Origin of the sequence: Chitinophaga parva (genome assembly GCF_003071345.1) — a bacterium.
GTDB lineage: Bacteria > Bacteroidota > Bacteroidia > Chitinophagales > Chitinophagaceae > Chitinophaga > Chitinophaga parva.
Window position 1 is genome coordinate 2,203,299 of record NZ_QCYK01000002.1, and the last position, 17,183, is coordinate 2,220,481.

The 17,183-nt window shown below is 53.3% G+C and carries 14 protein-coding genes; 9 read left to right on the forward strand and 5 right to left on the reverse strand.

Going from position 1 to position 17,183, the window contains the following annotated elements; all coding sequences use genetic code 11:
* Together DCC81_RS19085 and DCC81_RS19090 are read right to left on the reverse strand one after the other, a co-directional pair.
* On the reverse strand, window positions 1–537 hold the full coding sequence (locus DCC81_RS19085; RefSeq protein ID WP_133177722.1) for a hypothetical protein: 537 nt from the start codon (window positions 535–537) through the stop codon (window positions 1–3).
* A gap of 99 nt (window positions 538–636) precedes the next feature.
* Entirely contained in the window at window positions 637–1,347 is a 711-nt protein-coding gene (locus tag DCC81_RS19090; protein WP_108688166.1) for a Crp/Fnr family transcriptional regulator, read from the reverse strand.
* A 132-nt stretch (window positions 1,348–1,479) separates the two neighbouring features.
* On the opposite strand from DCC81_RS19090, the gene hemN reads away from it, so the two are divergent.
* The 9 genes from hemN (at window position 1,480) to DCC81_RS19135 (ending at window position 14,631) form a co-directional block, all read left to right on the forward strand.
* Window positions 1,480–2,841: an oxygen-independent coproporphyrinogen III oxidase gene (hemN, locus tag DCC81_RS19095; RefSeq protein ID WP_108688167.1), complete on the forward strand. Its 1,362-nt coding sequence runs from the start codon at window positions 1,480–1,482 to the stop codon at window positions 2,839–2,841.
* Between the two features lie 142 nt (window positions 2,842–2,983).
* The gene (locus tag DCC81_RS19100) at window positions 2,984–3,580 is read left to right on the forward strand and encodes an acetate uptake transporter (protein WP_108688168.1); all 597 of its coding nucleotides are present in this window, start codon (window positions 2,984–2,986) and stop codon (window positions 3,578–3,580) included.
* A 142-nt stretch (window positions 3,581–3,722) separates the two neighbouring features.
* Window positions 3,723–4,325: an RNA polymerase sigma factor gene (locus tag DCC81_RS19105; protein ID WP_108688169.1), complete on the forward strand. Its 603-nt coding sequence runs from the start codon at window positions 3,723–3,725 to the stop codon at window positions 4,323–4,325.
* A gap of 35 nt (window positions 4,326–4,360) precedes the next feature.
* A complete protein-coding gene (locus tag DCC81_RS19110) occupies window positions 4,361–5,404 on the forward strand; it encodes a FecR family protein (protein WP_108688170.1) in 1,044 nt (347 codons plus the stop codon).
* 39 nt (window positions 5,405–5,443) lie between these two features.
* Window positions 5,444–8,920: a SusC/RagA family TonB-linked outer membrane protein gene (locus tag DCC81_RS19115; RefSeq protein WP_108688171.1), complete on the forward strand. Its 3,477-nt coding sequence runs from the start codon at window positions 5,444–5,446 to the stop codon at window positions 8,918–8,920.
* Between the two features lie 18 nt (window positions 8,921–8,938).
* A complete protein-coding gene (locus DCC81_RS19120; protein WP_108688172.1) occupies window positions 8,939–10,411 on the forward strand; it encodes a SusD/RagB family nutrient-binding outer membrane lipoprotein in 1,473 nt (490 codons plus the stop codon).
* A 3-nt stretch (window positions 10,412–10,414) separates the two neighbouring features.
* On the forward strand, window positions 10,415–11,254 hold the full coding sequence (locus tag DCC81_RS19125; RefSeq protein WP_108688173.1) for a glycerophosphodiester phosphodiesterase family protein: 840 nt from the start codon (window positions 10,415–10,417) through the stop codon (window positions 11,252–11,254).
* Window positions 11,255–11,329: 75 nt separating this feature from the next.
* Window positions 11,330–12,901 (forward strand): purple acid phosphatase family protein, encoded by a 1,572-nt coding sequence (locus DCC81_RS19130; protein WP_108688174.1) that lies wholly within the window; start codon window positions 11,330–11,332, stop codon window positions 12,899–12,901.
* An 8-nt stretch (window positions 12,902–12,909) separates the two neighbouring features.
* Complete coding sequence (locus tag DCC81_RS19135; RefSeq protein ID WP_205686369.1) at window positions 12,910–14,631, forward strand: cytochrome-c peroxidase; 1,722 nt, start codon at window positions 12,910–12,912, stop codon at window positions 14,629–14,631.
* A gap of 1 nt (window position 14,632) precedes the next feature.
* Here DCC81_RS19135 and DCC81_RS19140 read toward each other — a convergent pair whose 3' ends face one another.
* The 3 genes from DCC81_RS19140 to DCC81_RS19150 form a co-directional block, all read right to left on the reverse strand.
* Window positions 14,633–15,109 carry a DUF983 domain-containing protein gene (locus DCC81_RS19140; protein WP_108688175.1) on the reverse strand — a complete coding sequence of 159 codons (477 nt, stop codon included), beginning with the start codon at window positions 15,107–15,109 and terminating at the stop codon, window positions 14,633–14,635.
* Between the two features lie 12 nt (window positions 15,110–15,121).
* Complete coding sequence (locus tag DCC81_RS19145; protein WP_108688176.1) at window positions 15,122–16,009, reverse strand: AraC family transcriptional regulator; 888 nt, start codon at window positions 16,007–16,009, stop codon at window positions 15,122–15,124.
* Window positions 16,010–16,169: 160 nt separating this feature from the next.
* The gene (locus DCC81_RS19150) at window positions 16,170–17,177 is read right to left on the reverse strand and encodes a glycosyl hydrolase family 18 protein (protein WP_108688177.1); all 1,008 of its coding nucleotides are present in this window, start codon (window positions 17,175–17,177) and stop codon (window positions 16,170–16,172) included.
* Window positions 17,178–17,183 lie beyond the last annotated feature (6 nt).

Consider the following 17,183-nt stretch of genomic DNA (forward strand, 5'->3'; position numbering starts at 1 on the left):
TTATTTTAAGGCTGTGATACAATACATGGACTGCAGCCAGGGGAAGAGCAATGTTTGCTCTATGTACATCCACTGCCGCATATCTGTTTCCAGTGCCATGAAATGATCACGGCATGCTTTCAATGATACATTGCTGATGTACAGCATATCGTCTATGAGCAGCAGGCGCTTGATGCGGTTGAACAGCGAGAGGATCTGCAGGTGTTGTTCCGTAATGGTGGTGATCACGCTATACTTGGTGCAGCGGGGCGCATTGCAGGCGTCGCTGCCGGAAAAATGCTTGCGGATGCAGGGGAACAGGATGCCGGATTCTTTGAGGAATAAGTGTTTCAGCTCATCCTGCATTTTGATGAAGAGCACATGGGCCAGTTCTACATTGGTATCAGGAAGGGAAAGGATATAAGTGTTGTGCAATACATGTTCCTGCAGGAAGTTACAAGCCTGGGTAATGCTGGAATGGTATCGGTTGGCGATCAGCGTACAAAGTTCCTCCGTAGAGTACTCCTGCAGGGCCTCATCGGCCGGCGTCATTTGCATAATGGAAAATTTTATGCAAAATAGCTTGGGAGCGGTGCGTGGAAAATGGAAGGAGTTAGCAGGTCAGGTGACTTTTATCATGCCGGGCGGTGATGTTGGTCAGTCCTGCAGGTTGGCGGTCTTTACCAGTCCCTGCATATCCAGGAAACTGATCTTCTTGCCGTCGAGGTCTATGAGCCCATCCTTCCTGAATTCAGAAAGCAGGCGGATGGTAGATTCCGTGGCCGTGCCTACCAGGTTGGCTATCTCCTCGCGGGAAAGGCGCACATTCAGTGTAATGCCATCCTGCTCATAGCCATAGGTTTCTTTAATGAAGAGCAGGGTCTCCGCAAGCCGCTCCCGGACTGGTTTTTGGGCCAGGTGGGTGATCTTGAGTTCCGCCCGCTGCAGGTCTGTGCTGAGCAGTTTCATCACTTCAAAAGACAGGGTGGCGTCGTTCTTCAATGCGGTTACAAACAGCTCCTTGGGGATGAAACACACCTGGGTGTCTTCCAGCACTACGGCAGATGCATTGTAACGGCCACCACTCAGCAAGGCGCGGTAGCCCAGCAGGTCTCCACCCCGCAGCAGGCGGGTGATATGTTCCTTGCCATCATCACCCTGGCGCGAGAGTTTGATCTTGCCGCTGTTAATGCAGTAAATACCAAAGGGATAAGCGCCTTCATTAAAGATCACCTGGCCTTTTTTGTAATGGCTGCTTACTTTCTGCGCATTGAATTGTTGCAGGTGCTCGGTGCTGGACCGGCAAAGGAGGGAGGTAAACCGTTGTTCACAGTGCTGGCAGTCAGATACAACGCAGTAAGTCTTCATGTTCAGGCAAGTTAGGTATGGCGCTTAATATTGGCAGCACAAAGTTGACAGGTTATATCATTGCAAACAATGATAAAAATCATTCCCCTGGCTTTGGGCCACCGCTACATTTGTAATCAAAATTGATTTCTTATGCTTCCCGATCTTGCCCTCCTGCAGAAATATAATGTGCCTGTGCCGCGCTACACCAGCTATCCTACAGTGCCCTACTGGCAGGATGGCCTGGCGGTGGATCACTGGAATGTCGCGTGGACGCGGCGTTTTAATAAGGTGAACACGCGCGAAGGCATTGCGCTGTACCTGCACCTGCCTTTCTGCGAGAAATTGTGCACGTATTGTGGTTGTAATAAACGGATCACGACCAATCATAGTGTGGAGGCAGAATACATGGAAGCGCTGCTGGCAGAGTGGGCCCTGTACCGGGCACAGATGCCGGGCCGGCCGCTCATTCGCAGCCTGCACCTGGGTGGGGGTACGCCCACTTTCTTCTCCCCGCGGAACCTGGGTTACCTGCTGGACCAGCTGCTGGAGGGATGTGATGTGCATCCCGAGCATCAATTCAGCCTGGAAGGGCATCCGCTCAATACCACCTGGGAACACCTGGCGGTACTGTACCAGCGCGGGTTTACAAGACTGAGCCTGGGTGTGCAGGATAATGATCCCGAAGTGCAACGTGTCATCAACCGCGAACAGCCTTTTGAAACGGTGGCCAAAGTAACGCATGCCGCCAGGGGGCTGGGGTACACCTCTGTGAACTTTGACCTGATCTATGGCCTGCCCTTGCAAACATTGGAAAGCATTGAGCGCACGGTTACAGACTGCATCAGCCTCCGGCCGGACCGGGTGGCATTTTACAGCTATGCACATGTGCCCTGGACGGCCAAAGGCCAGCGCCTTTTTGATGAAAGCGACCTGCCGGAAGCTTTGTTAAAACTGCAGTTGTACCGCAAAGGCAAGGAATTGTTCTTGCAACATGGTTACGAAGATATTGGCATGGACCATTTTGCACTGCCGGAAGATGAGCTGTGTGAAGCCAGGAGAGCGCAGCGCCTGCACCGTAACTTCATGGGCTACACCGTGGCAGACAGCCCGCTGCTGCTGGGTTTGGGCGTGTCTGCCATCAGCGATAGCGGGGATGCTTTTGCACAGAACGATAAGACGCTGGAGGGTTACTACCGCAGCATCCGCAACGGGGAACTGGCTATCCGCAAAGGCTATGTGCTGGACGCCCAGGACCAGGCCTGCAAGCGCTACATCCTGGACATTGCCTGCAAAGGGGAAACCCGCCTGCGCCGCGAAGATATGCCATGGCTTTCTGCCGTGAGCTTCCCGGTGCTGCAAGGCCTGGAAGCGGATGGACTGGTTCGCCTGGAAAATGACGTACTAACGGTAACGGATATGGGAAAACAATTCACCCGCAACATCTGCAGCGCCTTTGACCTGAAACTGCAGCAGCAACAGTTGCAGCGCCGGGTGAATGCACTGGCCGTGTAGGGCTCATGAGAAAACGCTATTACCTGCCGTCATTATACTGAACCCAATAAATGCCCCGCAGGCGCCATCGCCTGCGGGATTTTTTTTGTGCTTGCATCCCGGGATTATTTTAGGTATCTTCCGTACACTTAATATTCCACGTATGCAAAACACACCGCAAACCCGCGTGCTGGTAACGGATACCACCGCTAATCCTGCTCCATTGGGCCTTCTTGGCTTTGGCATGACCACCGTACTGCTCAACTTACACAACGCTGGCTTTTATGGCCTCAATTCCATGATCCTCGGCATGGGCATCTTCGTGGGCGGCATTGCCCAGGTGCTGGCCGGCTGGCAGGAATGGAAGAAGAACAACACTTTTGGCGCCACGGCATTCACAGCCTATGGCTTCTTCTGGCTTTCGCTCGTGGCCATCTGGCTCATTCCGAAGATGTCATGGGGGGCTGCCTATGCATCTGATGAAAAAGGGCTGAGCGCTTACCTGTTCCTCTGGGGGCTGTTCACCCTGTTCATGTTTGTAGGCAGCTTGCGGCTCAGCCGCCTGCTGCAGGTGGTGTTTGCCACACTCACCCTGCTGTTCTTCCTGCTGGCCATTGGCGACTATACCGGCAATGCGGCCCTGAAAACTTTTGCAGGCTACGAGGGTGTTGTGTGCGGGCTGGCCGCATTTTATGGTAGCATGGCACAGGTGCTCAATGAGCTGTATGGCCGTACAGTGCTGCCTTTGGGAAGTAAATAATATTACATGCAAAAACGGCTGCTCAATAGGGAGCAGCCGTTTTTGCATTAACATAAACTTAATATCATTCTTAAACCTTTCCTCATAGTTTTGCGCCTGGGCGAAAGATGTGCGTACGTCAGCCGAGAACCAATAAGTAACTATGCGAGGAAAGGCAATTGAACCAGGCAGTGAACACCAGCACTGGGAGCGGTTTTGCAAAGGTGACCGCGCCGCCTTCGATACTATTTATCATACCTACTTCCCCCAGTTATTCCAATACTGCATCCGCTTCACCACAGACCGTGCCTTTATACAGGACGTGCTCCAGGACTTTTTCTTCCAGCTTTTTACCAAACCTCCCCGCCACACCGCCATACAACACCTAAAAAGTTACCTGCTGGTTTCCGTGCGGCGCCAGCTGCTGCGCAGTCTTGCCAGGGCAGGGGATGAGCACCAGGAACTGGCGGGAAATGAAGACGCCTACACCTTTCACCTGGAACTGGCAGCAGACGACCAGCTGATCTCCCGGGAACAATCCCACCTGCGCCAGGTGGCCATGCAAGGCCTGCTGCATCAGCTTACACCCCGTCAGCGGGAGGCCGTTTACCTTTATTTCTATGAGAACGAAAGCTATGATTCCATCGCGGAAATACTGCAACTCAAGGAAGTGAAATACGCGCGCACCCTCATTTACCGGGCCCTGGATGAAATGCGGGAACTGGTGGCGCGCAGTGGCGCCCTGGGCGCATTGATGCGCTCTTAAACGATCTCCTGAAAATTTTTTAAAAAAATATTGGTTTGCGTGAGGGCATCCGCCTGCAAGCCCGCCTCTTAATAACAGTAACACAGAAAATGCACGATCACCAATATACAACTGCCGGTTTGATGATGGACGAAAGCTTCCGCGCCTGGATATATAATACAGACGCTGGGGCGGTAAAGCAATGGGAGCAATGGCTGATGGTGCACCCGGACCAACACGGCCTGGTGACGGAAGCAAAGGCCCTGTTGCTACATATGCAGGTAAAGCCTGCACTGCCCACCGTGGAAGAGGTGAACGCCGTGAAGCAAAGACTGGACGCGATGCTGGACGCCCGGAAAAAGGGCGGCAGGATGGTGGGCCTCCGCAAATGGGCCGCTGTGGCCGCCGCGGCCATGCTGGTGATGGGCATGATGACGTATTATTTCCTGGAAGGGCAGGACATGCAGGTAACAGATTATGCGCACCTCAGGACGGTAACCTTGCCGGATGGCAGCACCGTATTAATGAATGCGCACAGTAATATCCGCTTTAAGAAACACTGGTTTTCCTGGAAAGAGCGGGAAGTGTGGCTGGATGGAGAAGCATTCTTTACCGTGACGAAAAAGCCCGCCGGCTTCCATCCCAAGTTCGTGGTGCATGCAAACGGGCTGGATATAAACGTGGTGGGAACTGAATTTAATGTATACAGCCGGCGCAACCGTGTGGATGTAGTGCTGGAGCAAGGAAAAGTAGTAGCCAATACTACCGCGAAAGACGCACCAGTGTTGCATTTTGAGATGCGCCCCGGCCAGTGGCTGGAATTAAAGGACAACAAGCTGGCCGCAAAGGAAGTGGATCCCGGGCAGTACGGGCAGTGGCGGCATGAGCGCCTCTCCTTCAATAATAGACCTATAAGCGAAATTATACAGGTGCTGGAAGATAATTACGGGTATGATGTACAGTGGAAGTCGGCCCACAGCCAGGATGAAACCTTTACCGGTTCCTGCCGGGCAAACAATGCGCCCCTGCTGTTGCAGGCCATTGCATCCGCGTTTGACATGCGGGTAACCATTCACGATAAAACAGTCGTTTTCGAATAAAGACATCACACTTCTTAAAAAGAAACTCATAACGCTTTTATGCAGATCAAAATGAACAGGGCACTGGTCCTGGCGGGCATGCTATTGCTTGAGCTCCCGCGGGTACAGGCCACAGGGACCCCTGCCAGCAGGCTGTATGCCAGCTCCCTTACCTACAATGACGTAATTGCGCTCAGCGAGGCGCTGGAAAAGATCCAGCAATCCTGCCACGTGAATTTCAATTACAGCAACGCGGTGGTGGCCAATAAATTTATCCCGGCCGCCGCATTGCCGGAAGGCAACAACTTTAATGAGGCCAACTTGTCCAGCGCACTGAAACCATTGGGCCTTGCCCTGGTAAAGCTGGCCGGGAGCGACTATGCGATCCGTCCCGTTGTCAAGATGAACGTGACTAACCCAAACGAATACACGTTCGTGGATCACAAAGTGAGCGGCATCATTACCAGCGACAAGGGCGAACCGGTCCCCGGCGCGGTGATCACGAACAAGACCACCGGCAAATCGGTGATCACAGATGCGGAAGGCCGCTACACCATTGATGTGGACAATGCAGAAACGGTGCTGACGGTACATTGCATCGGCTTTGTTGCCCGCGACCTGAAAGCCGGCACTTCCAGCATGCTGAATGCGCAGCTGATGACGGATGTAAGGAACCTGTCGTCTGTAGTGGTGACAGCATTGGGTATCAAGCGTTCTGAAAAGTCTGTAGGCTATGCCATGACCACGCTGGACGGCTCTAAAGTAAATACGGTAAAAGATGTGAACGTAGCCAATGGGCTGTCCGGCAAAGTGGCGGGCCTGGAGATCCGCTCGGTAAGCTCCGATCCTGGTGCGGCCGTGATGGTGACCATCCGCGGCAACTCTTCACTGAACGGTGAAAAGCGCCCCCTCTTTGTAGTAGACGGTGTGCCCATCAACTCTACCAACCTGGGTGCCAAGGCGCCCGTAGGACAGGTAGTAGTGGATTATGGTAGCCCCATCTCCGACGTTAACCCGGACGATATTGCCTCCATTTCCGTGCTGAAAGGCGGTGCTGCTGCTGCATTGTATGGCAGCCGTGGTGCTAATGGTGTGATCCTCATCACCACCAAAAGTGGCAACGGCGGCAAGAAAGGACTGGATGTGGATGTGAACTTCTCCGCCCTGTACGACCAGGCCTGGCAGTTTCCCGAGTTTCAAAACGAATTTGGTGCAGGCGATGCTACCGATGCAGTAGACCCCACCAACACGCTCTCCACCGCTTCCTGGGGCCCCCGCCTGGACCAGGGCACCAAGCACCTGCAATGGAACAGCCCTACCGATAAGGATGGCAACCTGGTAGCCACCGACTGGATCTCTTACCCTAACCGGGTGAAGGATTATTTCCAGACCGGCTCTACCTACACCAGCAATGTGGCGGTGAATGGGAAGGACTTCCGTTTGTCTTACACCAACATGTCTAACAAAGGCATTACCCCTAATACAGACCTCACCCGTAATACGCTGAACCTGGCCGCCTCCCGCGATCTTAACAAGAATATCCGCGTGAGCTCCAACATAGCCTATGCAAACAATCACAGTAACAACCGGCCCACGTTCAACCGTGGAAGCGCGGAATCTATTGTGTATACCATGCCTGCCAACATTAACACCAAACTGCTGAAAAACTACTGGCAGCCCGGATTGGAAGGCCTGCAGCAGTTTTCACAGGACCTGGGCAGCACGGACAACCCGTATTTCGTAGCACATGAACTAACGAACGGGTATGAACGTAACCGCATTACAGGCGATGTGCAGGTGAACATTAACCTCACCCAGGACCTGACCCTGATGGGCCGCACCGGGCTGGATTACTACAACCAGACGGAAGAAAGCAAGCGTGCCTTCTCCGCGGTGCAGAACAAGCTGGGTGGCTATTACATTGGCGGCAGCACTTTCATGGAGCAGAACACAGACTTCCTGCTGACCTATAAGAAAACACTGAACAGTGACTGGGCCTTCAACGTGTCTGCCGGTGCAAACCATATGAACACCAAGACCACCGTCACTTCACAGAGTGCGGGATCGCTGGTAGTACCGGGGCTGTACAATATCAGCAATGGCGCCGCCGGTACCATTGCCAACCTGTCCAAGCTGTATAAGAAACAGATCAACAGTATCTATGGCATGGGTGAGCTGAGCTTCCGCAACTATGCTTTCCTGAACCTGACCGCGCGCAACGACTACAGCAGCTCCCTGCCGATAGAGAACGACTCTTACTTTTATCCTTCCGCCTCTTTATCTGTAGTGCTCACGGATATGCTGCACCTGCACAGCAATGTGCTGTCTTTTGCAAAGGCCCGTGTAAACTGGTCCCGCATTGGTGATGACACAGATCCTTACCAGCTGAACAACAGCTACGTGTTTATGTCGCCGGACTGGGGCAATGTGAAGCTGGGGAATATGAACAATACGGTCCTGAGCAATCATAACCTGAAACCGGAGATCCTGAGTTCCAAGGAATATGGGCTGGACCTGCGTTTCTTTGATGGCCGCATTACCCTGGACGCTGCATACTATGATGCAGACCGCCGTAACCAGATCATGAACATCCCGGTAACGGGAACTACCGGTTACAGCGCCATGCTGGTAAATGCCGGCGAGATCCGCAACCGTGGCTGGGAGATCAGCCTGGGAGGTACGCCGGTAAACAAGCAGCTGATCTGGGACGCGCATGTGAACTTTACCCGCAACCGCAACATGGTGGTGGCTTTGAGGGATGATGTACCCAGCTATCTGCGTGGCTCCGCGGAAGGCGTGCAGTACCAGATCAAGGCAGGCCGCCCGCTGGGCGATTTTTATGGCCGCACATGGACCACGGTACCGGATGGGCCCTACAAAGGGAAAGAGTTGTTGGACAATACCGGCCACTCCCAGCAAACGAATGACTTTGTGCGTGTGGGTAACTACAATGCTGATTACATGGTGGGCATCACCAATACCTTTACCTACAAACACTTTACCCTGAACACGCTGATAGACTGGCGCCAGGGCGGCCAGTTTTTCTCCTACGTGTACATGAACCTCCTGTCTGACGGCCGCACCACCAATACCCTCAAAGGCCGTGATGCTGCCCATGGTGGCCTGGCCTGGAATGATGGCACCAATGACCGCCATGACGGTATGATAGAAGACGGGTACATTGACAATGGTGATGGCACGTATGTAAAGAACACCAACATCACAGACCCGGAAAGCTACTATGGCGACTACTACTGGAAAATGCATGCCCGCAACACTTTCAGCGCCACCTATGTAAAGCTGCGTGAAGTGAGCCTCACTTACCAGTTCAGCAAATCACAGCTGGGCCGCCTGCCGGTGAATAACCTTTCCCTGGCTTTCATTGCACGCAACCTCTTTAGCTGGACCGCAGCGGGCAAAGGCTATGATCCCGAAACCTCCATGACCATTACCAATGGCGGCATTACGCCCGGTACCACCAGCTGGACGCTGCCCTACACCCGTTCTTACGGCGTGAAACTCGGCGTTAATTTCTAAACTCTTACGCAGCGCATCATGAGAAAGTTACTCATTACAATATCGATTATCGGCGGCTCGCTTTTGCTGGGCGCCTGCCGCAAGGATTTCGTGAAGATCAATACAGATCCTAACACGGCCACCTCGCTGAACCCGCAGTACTTGCTGTCTACCGTGCTGGTAAACAGCGCCTACACTTACCAGGACGATGCCTACATGGACAAACCCGGTGAAGCCGGCCGTTATTTCACCAAAGTACGCAACGAGGCAGATGACCTCTTTGGCTGGTCTTCCGTAACCTGGGATGGCTATTACAATACGCTGTCACTTAACTACCAACTGTACAACTTTGCCAAAACGCAGCACCAGGGCCAGTATATGGCGGTGTCTGAAATTCTCCGCGCATTCAATTTTTCCCGCATCACAGACCTGTATGGCGATTGCCCTTACAGTGAAGCGCTGCAGCTGAAAGAGAACGCCAATGTGCATCCCAGGTATGATGCGCAACAGGATATCTACACAGACCTGTTGAAAAGGCTCACGGCGGCCAATGACAGCCTGGCCAATGCCACCCTGGACGTGGACAAGACCTACGATATCATGTATGGTGGCAACCTCCTGAAATGGAGGAAATTTGCCAACGCGCTGCACCTGCGCCTGCTGATGCGTATCTCTTCCAAAGATAAGACCGCATTTACCCAGATGCAGGACATGCTGAACGATGCCAGCCGCTTCCCGCTCTTTACCACGTTTGAAGAAGAGGCCTGCATTCCTTACCTCGGCAAAACCAAGTCTGACAGCTGGCCTGGCGGCAACCTGGTGAACAGTGTAACAGAAACGCAGAAATACAAGCCCAGTAAAGAACTGGTGGACGCGCTGCTGTCATTGAATGATCCCCGCCTGCCGGTATGGATTGCCCCGGTAGAACAGGCCACCGGCTATACAGTGGACGGTAACAAATATGTAGGCGTACCAAACGCCATCCCCGCCCCGTATGATTACAATGGGGGTGAGGCGCATATCTCTGAACTGGCGCCGCTGTTCTTCAGCAATGCAGATCCCCTGCTGAAAGCCAGCCTGATGACCTACGCAGAACAATGCTTTATCCTCGCAGAAGCAGCGCAGCAAGGTGGCGTAACGGTAAAAGGTGAAACCGCGCAAACGCTGTATGAGAAAGGTATCAGGGGTTCCATGGGTGCTTACAAGATTGACGGTGCCGCCCAGGACAGCTACCTGAAGCAACCGGGCGTAGCGTATGATGGCACACTGAAGCAGCTCATCCAGCAAAAATGGATTGCCGGGTTTATGAAGGGCTTTGAAGGCTGGTTTGATAACCGCCGTACCGGGCTGCCCGCCTTTACACTGGGCCCGCTCAGTGCCCTCCGCACCATTCCTGCGCGTTACCTGTATCCTACGCTGGAAACATCGTTGAATGCGGATAACTACAACAAAGCTGTAGCTACCCAGGGTGCGGATAAGACAACAACTTTAATGTGGTACCTGAAAAAATAACGCATGCGTAGTTTACTCCTGTCACTTTGCATTGCGGGTATGTTGCTAACGCCTGCAGACAAGATCATCGACGACTTCTATCATCACCCGGAGCACATCCTGGTATCGGCCCACCGGGCAGACCATGCACACTCGCCGGAAAATTCCCTGGGTGCCATCCGCGCCGCCATCAGGGCTGGTATAGACATCGTAGAGCTGGACGTGAGGGAAACAAAGGATGGGCAGCTGGTATTGATGCACGACAGTAAAGTAGACCGCACCACCACGGGTAAAGGCAAGGTGGAAGACCTTACCTACGCGCAACTGGGCGGGCTTTTCCTGAAACTGGGCGATACGCTGGCTACGGCAGAGCGTATCCCCACTTTTGAAGCCGCGCTGCTGGCCGCTAAGGACCGCATTATGATCGATATTGATTTTAAAGCGGAAACGGAAAGCGCCCGCACCTCCGTGTACAAGCTGGTGGCAAAATATGGTATGCAAAAGCAGGTGCTCTTCTTCGTGTATGATGTGGCAGATATAGCCCCGGCCCTGGCGCTGGACTCCACGCTGCCTGTTATGCCCCGCGTGCACAACGCGCGGGAAGTGGAACAGGTACTGCAAATGCGGCATTTTCCTGTGCTGCACGTGGATGACAGTTTTTACAGCGATAGCCTGATGGCCACCATCCGTAACGCACACGTAAGGGTGTGGGCCAATGCACTGGGCGATTATGATGACATGGAGGAAGTGCGCCCCGGCAGTGGCTTTGATGCGCTTTGCAAAAAGCAGCAGATCAACGTGATCCAAACCAACTATCCCGAAGCGTTACTGGCTTACCTGCGTAAGCATGGCAAGCACCGGTAACCGGCAATCCAATGATTTAACAATTTGACAATTTAACTATCTAAGAATTTAACCATTATTTCACGGCAAAAAGGAATGACAAAATTCATACGTGCGTGCATGTTAGTGGGGGCCCTCTTTACCGGTGTGGGCGCCTTTGCACAGGTAGATGACCCGGACGCCACACCGGCAGCGCTGCTGAGAGGGCCTTACCTCCAGGCGGGTACCGGCACCAGCATGGTGATCCGCTGGCGTACCGATCTTGCTACCCGCAGCCGCGTGCATTTTGGCACGGAGGCAGGCCAGCTGGATCATGTAGTGGACGATAGCCTGCTGCGTACGGAACATAGCGTAAAGATCAGCGGCCTGCAGCCCCATACGCGTTATTATTACAGCTTTGGCAGTTTTAAAAGCGTGTTGCAGGGCAACGCTGACAATTATTTTTATACCCTGCCGGAAGCCGGTAAGGAAGGCATGTACCGCATTGCAGCCTTTGGCGATTGTGGTAACAATTCCGTGAACCAGCGCAATGTGCGCAACGCCATGCTGAAATATTTAGGGGACAATTACCTGGATGCCTGGGTGCTCCTCGGCGACAATGCCTATGGAAGCGGCACAGATGCGGAGTTCCAGAGCAAGTTCTTTAATATCTATAAGGACGACCTGCTGAAACATTACCCGTTGTATCCCTGCCCGGGCAATCATGATTACAACGACAAGGATTTTCCCGGTGCGTCTGAAGCGGCGCAAAAGAGCCACCAGACCGCTTATTACCAGAACTTCACCATGCCAGTGGAAGGCGAGGCCGGCGGGCTTGCTTCCGGTACACCGGCATTTTATTCTTTTGATGTTGGCAACGTGCACTTCCTGTCCCTTGATTCTTACGGCATGGAAGATGGCCAATATCGTCTCTATGATACCCTGGGGCCGCAGGTCCAGTGGGTGAAGAAAGACCTGGCCGCCAATAAGAACAAAGACTGGGTTGTGGCCTACTGGCATCATCCGCCCTATACCATGGGGTCTCATAGCTCTGATGACACGGATGAACTGACCTACATCCGCCAAAACTTTATCCGCATCCTGGAAAGGGAAGGGGTGGACCTGGTGCTATGTGGCCATAGCCACGATTATGAGCGCACCCGCCTTATCCAGGGCCACTACGGTTTTGAGGCTACTTTCAGCGCCGCAAAACATAACCTCAGTAACTCTTCCGGCCTGTACGACGGTAGTGATAATGCTTGTCCTTATATCAAAGACAGCACCGGCCGCGGTACCGTATACGTGGTGAGCGGCTCTGCTGGTAAATTGGGTGGAAAGCAACCCAGCTTCCCCCACGATGCCATGTACTATTCCAATGCAGACCAGGGGGGCGCCTCCCTGCTGGAAGTGCAGGGCAACCGGCTGGACCTGAAATGGATCTGTGCAGATGGCGTGATCAGGGACCATTTTACTTTGATGAAAAATGTAAACCGGCATAACGTGCTGCATGTGAAAGCGGGCACGCCGCTTACGCTTACGGCCTCTTACGTGGGCAGTTACAGCTGGAGCGGGCAGGCACAAACGGGCCGCAGTATTACCATTCAGCCCCAGGCTGGTACGAAGGTGTACAAGGTGAGGGACAAACAAAATTGCCTGGAAGATACGTTTACAGTGATCGCTTCGAAATAGTTTTGTGTATGCAATGGGTGCGGAAAGGCGCAGGTGCAGTATTGTTGATTTGGGCCATCATTGCATGGTCATTGCCACCTGCGTCCCATACCGCCCGTGTGCTGGGCTTTTTAACGCGCCGGCAGCAGGCCTTTGCAGCCAGCGCCCGCCAGCTGGAGCAAAGCGTTGCAGCCCTTGATGGCCGCTATCCCAAAACCCTGCACCAGGCCCGCGAAGACCTGGCCGCCTGCCGGGTGCAGTACAAGCAACTGGCATTTTTCCTGGAATACTTTTTCAGCAGTGAAGCCTACGTATTCAACAGCCCCGCTAAATACGAGATAGAAGAGCCTTTCATGGAGTATGAACAACCGGTAGGCCTGCAGCAGCTGGAAGCCCTGTTATATGACGATAGCGCCTGTGTCCGTAAACCCGCTATGGTGGAGGAAGCACAGGTAATAGCCAGCTCTGCCCGGGATATTCCCGGCCTGTTCTACCACTTCACCGCCACCGATGCACAGATACTGGAAAGTACCCGCCTGGAACTGGTGCGGATCATGAGCCTGTACATCAGCGGGTACGATGCGCCGATGGCAAAGAGCGGATTGCGTGAAGCCATCGCGGCACTACAGGCATTAGACTCCGTGTACACCATGTTTGATGCGGACAGTGCGGAAGCAGGCATCACCCGTAACATTCACTATTTGCAACAAGACACCTCCTTTGATCATTTTAACCGGCTTACATTTTTAGCAGATTACGCCATTCCCCTGCAAAGACAACTACGCACCTTTGCTGCCACGCAGCAGCTTGAACTGAATACGGCTGTTACGCTGAACCCCGCTGCTGACAACCTTTTCAGCGCTGATGCCTTTTCCATGAAAGCTTTCCCGGGCGGCAGCAATACAGATACCATGCTGGTAAAGCAAGGCAGGTCCTTATTCTTCAACAAAGCTTTATCCGGCCACAACGACCGTAGCTGTGCCACCTGCCACCAGCCGGACCGCTATTTTACAGACGGGCTGGAACGCAATACTGCTCTGAACGGCGGTAAGTTGCCCCGCAATACACCTACACTCCTGTACAGTTGTTTTCAATATTCCCAGTTCTGGGACGGGCGTGTTAAAAGCCTGGAAGAGCAGGTACTGGCCGTTATGCATAATCCTGATGAAATGAATGCCTGCGATGACAGTGTGCTTCATCGCCTGCGCCTGGACAGCATGGGCACCGTTACGCGTGCCCTGGCGGCTTACATCCGTACACTAAGGCCTTTTAGTGCTGCTTTTGATACCTACTTGCAAGGTGATAAAAAAGCCATGACGCCGCTACAGCAACATGGCTTTAATATTTTTATGGGCAAGGCCCAATGCGGCACTTGTCATTTTGCACCCGTGTTCAACGGGCTTACACCGCCCTTGTACAATAGAACAGAATTTGAAGTGCTGGCGGCCCCGCTTACGGAAAACCTGGTGAAACGCAGTGCAGATACGGACCTGGGCCGGTATGATTTTTTCAGGATCGATTTCTATAAAGGCGCTTTTAAAACCCCTACGGTGCGCAATGCCGCGGTAACCGGCCCTTATCTTCACCACGGTGCTTTTCATAGCCTGGAGCAGGTAGTGGAGTTTTACGACCGGGGCGGTATGCATGCCAGTAACCAAACCCTGGCCGCCACCCCCTTACAGCTGTCCGCCAATGAAAAAAAGGCCCTGGTGGCCTTTATGCAGGCGCTCACGGATAAGCCTTCCTATTAAATTACCAGGAGCCTTCCTGGCTGTCGTTGAGGCGCTCGGGGTTATCCGGCGGTATACTGCGCCAGTTAGGTTCATAACCTACAAAGAAGGCCAGCCAGCCGGTGCGCGCCACGCGCATGAGATAAGGCTGGCAAAGTACCAATACCACCGCATTGATGCCCAGCCATATAAAAATACTGTTGTCGTACACGGAGAAGCCCGCCAGCACCCAATACGCTATAAAGGTAGCCACGCTCACCGCTACTGCCAGTGCATAGCTCACGTAGCCGGAGCCGAAGTAAAAACCCACTTCAATGTTGAGCGGCTGCCCGCACACCGGGCAGTACCGGTTCATCTTCATCGTTTCTTTCAGGTTGTAAGGATTTTTATTCACGAACATATCACCCTCGCGGCAGCGGGGGCATTTGCATTTGAAAAGGTTGAAGAAACTGGGATGGCGGGCCGCCTCATGATCGTGGGAGTGGCTGTGCGTTGACATATAAGATCAGTTTTAAGCGTTGTGTATGTTGTCTTTCCGGAAAGCTTCCGGCGTAGTGCCGGTGTACTTGCGGAAGAATTTAGAGAAATAGGAATTGTCTGCAAAGTCCAGCGTGTCCGCAATGGCGGCAATGCTCAGGTCTGCATTGATGAGCAGGCGCTTGGCTTCCAGGATCACGCGGTCGCGGATCAGCTCCCCGGCAGAGCGGCCGGTGAGGTCTTTGGCCAGTGCATTGAGATGGTTGGGCGTTACATAGAGGAGTGCCGCGTAGTCTTTGGTGAGCTTCTTTTCTTTGTAGTGCTGTGCAATGAGTTGCTGGAAATTGCGCAACAGTAAAGAATTGTATGGGCTTTGCGGGCGCGGTGTTCCCTTGGTCACCTGCCGGTTCAACAGCAGGAACAACTGCACCAGCAAGGTGCGCAGCATATCCTGCTGACCTGGTAGCGCGGCTTTATCTTCTTTCAATAAAGATTCCAGCACCTGTGAAATTTCCTGTTGCATGCCGCCGGGTAATTGGATCACCTGTTCTGCGGCATTGCCGGAAAAGAAACTGAATTGCTCCAGGAAGCGCGCATTATTCAAAAATGCATCCAGGAAAGCCGCGGAAAAATTGATGATATAACCGGTGGGCCTGCCCCTGAACTCCCAGGTATGCACCTGTCCGGGCGCCATGCAGTAGACCTGGCCGGCCTTTACCGGGAATGGTACAAAATCGATGCTGTGTTTGCCACTGCCGGTGGCAAAGTATACAAAATGATAAAAGTCATGTTTGTGCGGGAAGTGCAGATCACGGTGCGTATCCAGGTAATGGTCCAGGCGGTCTGTCATGAAATCGCTGGGCAGCAGCGGCGTTTCAGTAAGGCTGCAAATGCTATACGTTGGTAGTACGGGCTTTGCCATGGTGTTGTTTGTTGAACCAAAGGTAGCAAGGATGTACCGGAGGGGCCGGTAAATAACAGGGGATTTATGGTACTTTTTACTGATCCTGTTTTTTTACAAAAAGAGAAAGCCCCCGCATACCGCGGGAGCTCTCCAATTGGCAAAGGGTATGTGGGTTATATCAGTACAGGCTATTGTAAATGGTTGTCAGCAATGACCCCGGGTCGCTGGCGGGCAGGTCCTGGTGCAGTTCCCAGATCATGATACCGGCGGCGTTCCGGCTTTTGGCATAAGCTACCTTGGCTTGTATAGTAGGAACGCCGTTGTAATAAATAGTGCCCTTGTCTTTCACCACGATACTGTCGCTGTTCTCCGCGCCGGGGTAGGTGCGCACCAGGTCCTTGTAATTGAAGCTGGCAGTAGCACCGGTGGGTGGAAAACCCGGCCCAAATGCGTACCCGTAAAATGGTACGCCCAGCAGGAGTTTGGAACCAGGAATGCCCCTGTCCAGGTAGAAATTGAGGTCGCGTACGGCCATGGAATAACTGGCGTGTGGCCCCGGGCGCGATGGATCCCAGAAACCGGTGGAGTCATAGGACATGATATTGATGTAATCGAACCTTTGCAGGGTAGCGTCTGAAATATACTGGCGCGTGCTGCTCCAGTACACCTGGGCGGAACTAAGGAGTTTTTGCTGCGCATGCAGTGCGGTTTGCAAGGCTGCTATGAAAGCCGCGTAGCGTGCGGTGTCTGCCACGATCAGCGTGTTTTCAAGGTCTGCGTCCACACCGTCTGCGTTCACTGCATGGGCCAGTGATACGATGTTGGCTATCAGTGTATGGCGCTTGTCTGCCGCCATCCAGTCTGCCATAGTGGGTGGCGGATCGCCGCCGCCAATGGCCAGGTATACGCGTACGTTAGCCGCATGCGCCGATGTTATCACCTGTTGCAGGTCTGCCATGTTGCAGGCGCTGAAACTGCCATCAGCGGTGGGGTTGAAGAAGGCGAGGTTTAAATCAGTAAGCCTGGACAGGTCCAGTTGGCTTACGGCTGCGGCCCATGTATCCTGGCGCATGCAATAGCCAAGGATATGCGCCCGGGCGGTACCCGGTATTACCTGTCCGTTTGTTTTTTTGCTGCAGCTGGTCAGCAAATATATACAGGCCAGTGCAGTCCAGTACTTGATCATATCTGT

Bases quoted from the DNA above. Each gene is read 5' to 3' on its own strand.
- DCC81_RS19085 (WP_133177722.1), bottom strand. From the start codon at position 537: ATGCAAATGACGCCGGCCGATGAGGCCCTGCAGGAGTACTCTACGGAG.
- DCC81_RS19090 (WP_108688166.1), bottom strand. From the start codon at position 1,347: ATGAAGACTTACTGCGTTGTATCTGACTGCCAGCACTGTGAACAACGG.
- hemN (WP_108688167.1), top strand. From the start codon at position 1,480: ATGCTTCCCGATCTTGCCCTCCTGCAGAAATATAATGTGCCTGTGCCG.
- DCC81_RS19100 (WP_108688168.1), top strand. From the start codon at position 2,984: ATGCAAAACACACCGCAAACCCGCGTGCTGGTAACGGATACCACCGCT.
- DCC81_RS19105 (WP_108688169.1), top strand. From the start codon at position 3,723: ATGCGAGGAAAGGCAATTGAACCAGGCAGTGAACACCAGCACTGGGAG.
- DCC81_RS19115 (WP_108688171.1), top strand. From the start codon at position 5,444: ATGCAGATCAAAATGAACAGGGCACTGGTCCTGGCGGGCATGCTATTG.
- DCC81_RS19120 (WP_108688172.1), top strand. From the start codon at position 8,939: ATGAGAAAGTTACTCATTACAATATCGATTATCGGCGGCTCGCTTTTG.
- DCC81_RS19125 (WP_108688173.1), top strand. From the start codon at position 10,415: ATGCGTAGTTTACTCCTGTCACTTTGCATTGCGGGTATGTTGCTAACG.
- DCC81_RS19130 (WP_108688174.1), top strand. From the start codon at position 11,330: ATGACAAAATTCATACGTGCGTGCATGTTAGTGGGGGCCCTCTTTACC.
- DCC81_RS19135 (WP_205686369.1), top strand. From the start codon at position 12,910: ATGCAATGGGTGCGGAAAGGCGCAGGTGCAGTATTGTTGATTTGGGCC.
- DCC81_RS19140 (WP_108688175.1), bottom strand. From the start codon at position 15,109: ATGTCAACGCACAGCCACTCCCACGATCATGAGGCGGCCCGCCATCCC.
- DCC81_RS19145 (WP_108688176.1), bottom strand. From the start codon at position 16,009: ATGGCAAAGCCCGTACTACCAACGTATAGCATTTGCAGCCTTACTGAA.
- DCC81_RS19150 (WP_108688177.1), bottom strand. From the start codon at position 17,177: ATGATCAAGTACTGGACTGCACTGGCCTGTATATATTTGCTGACCAGC.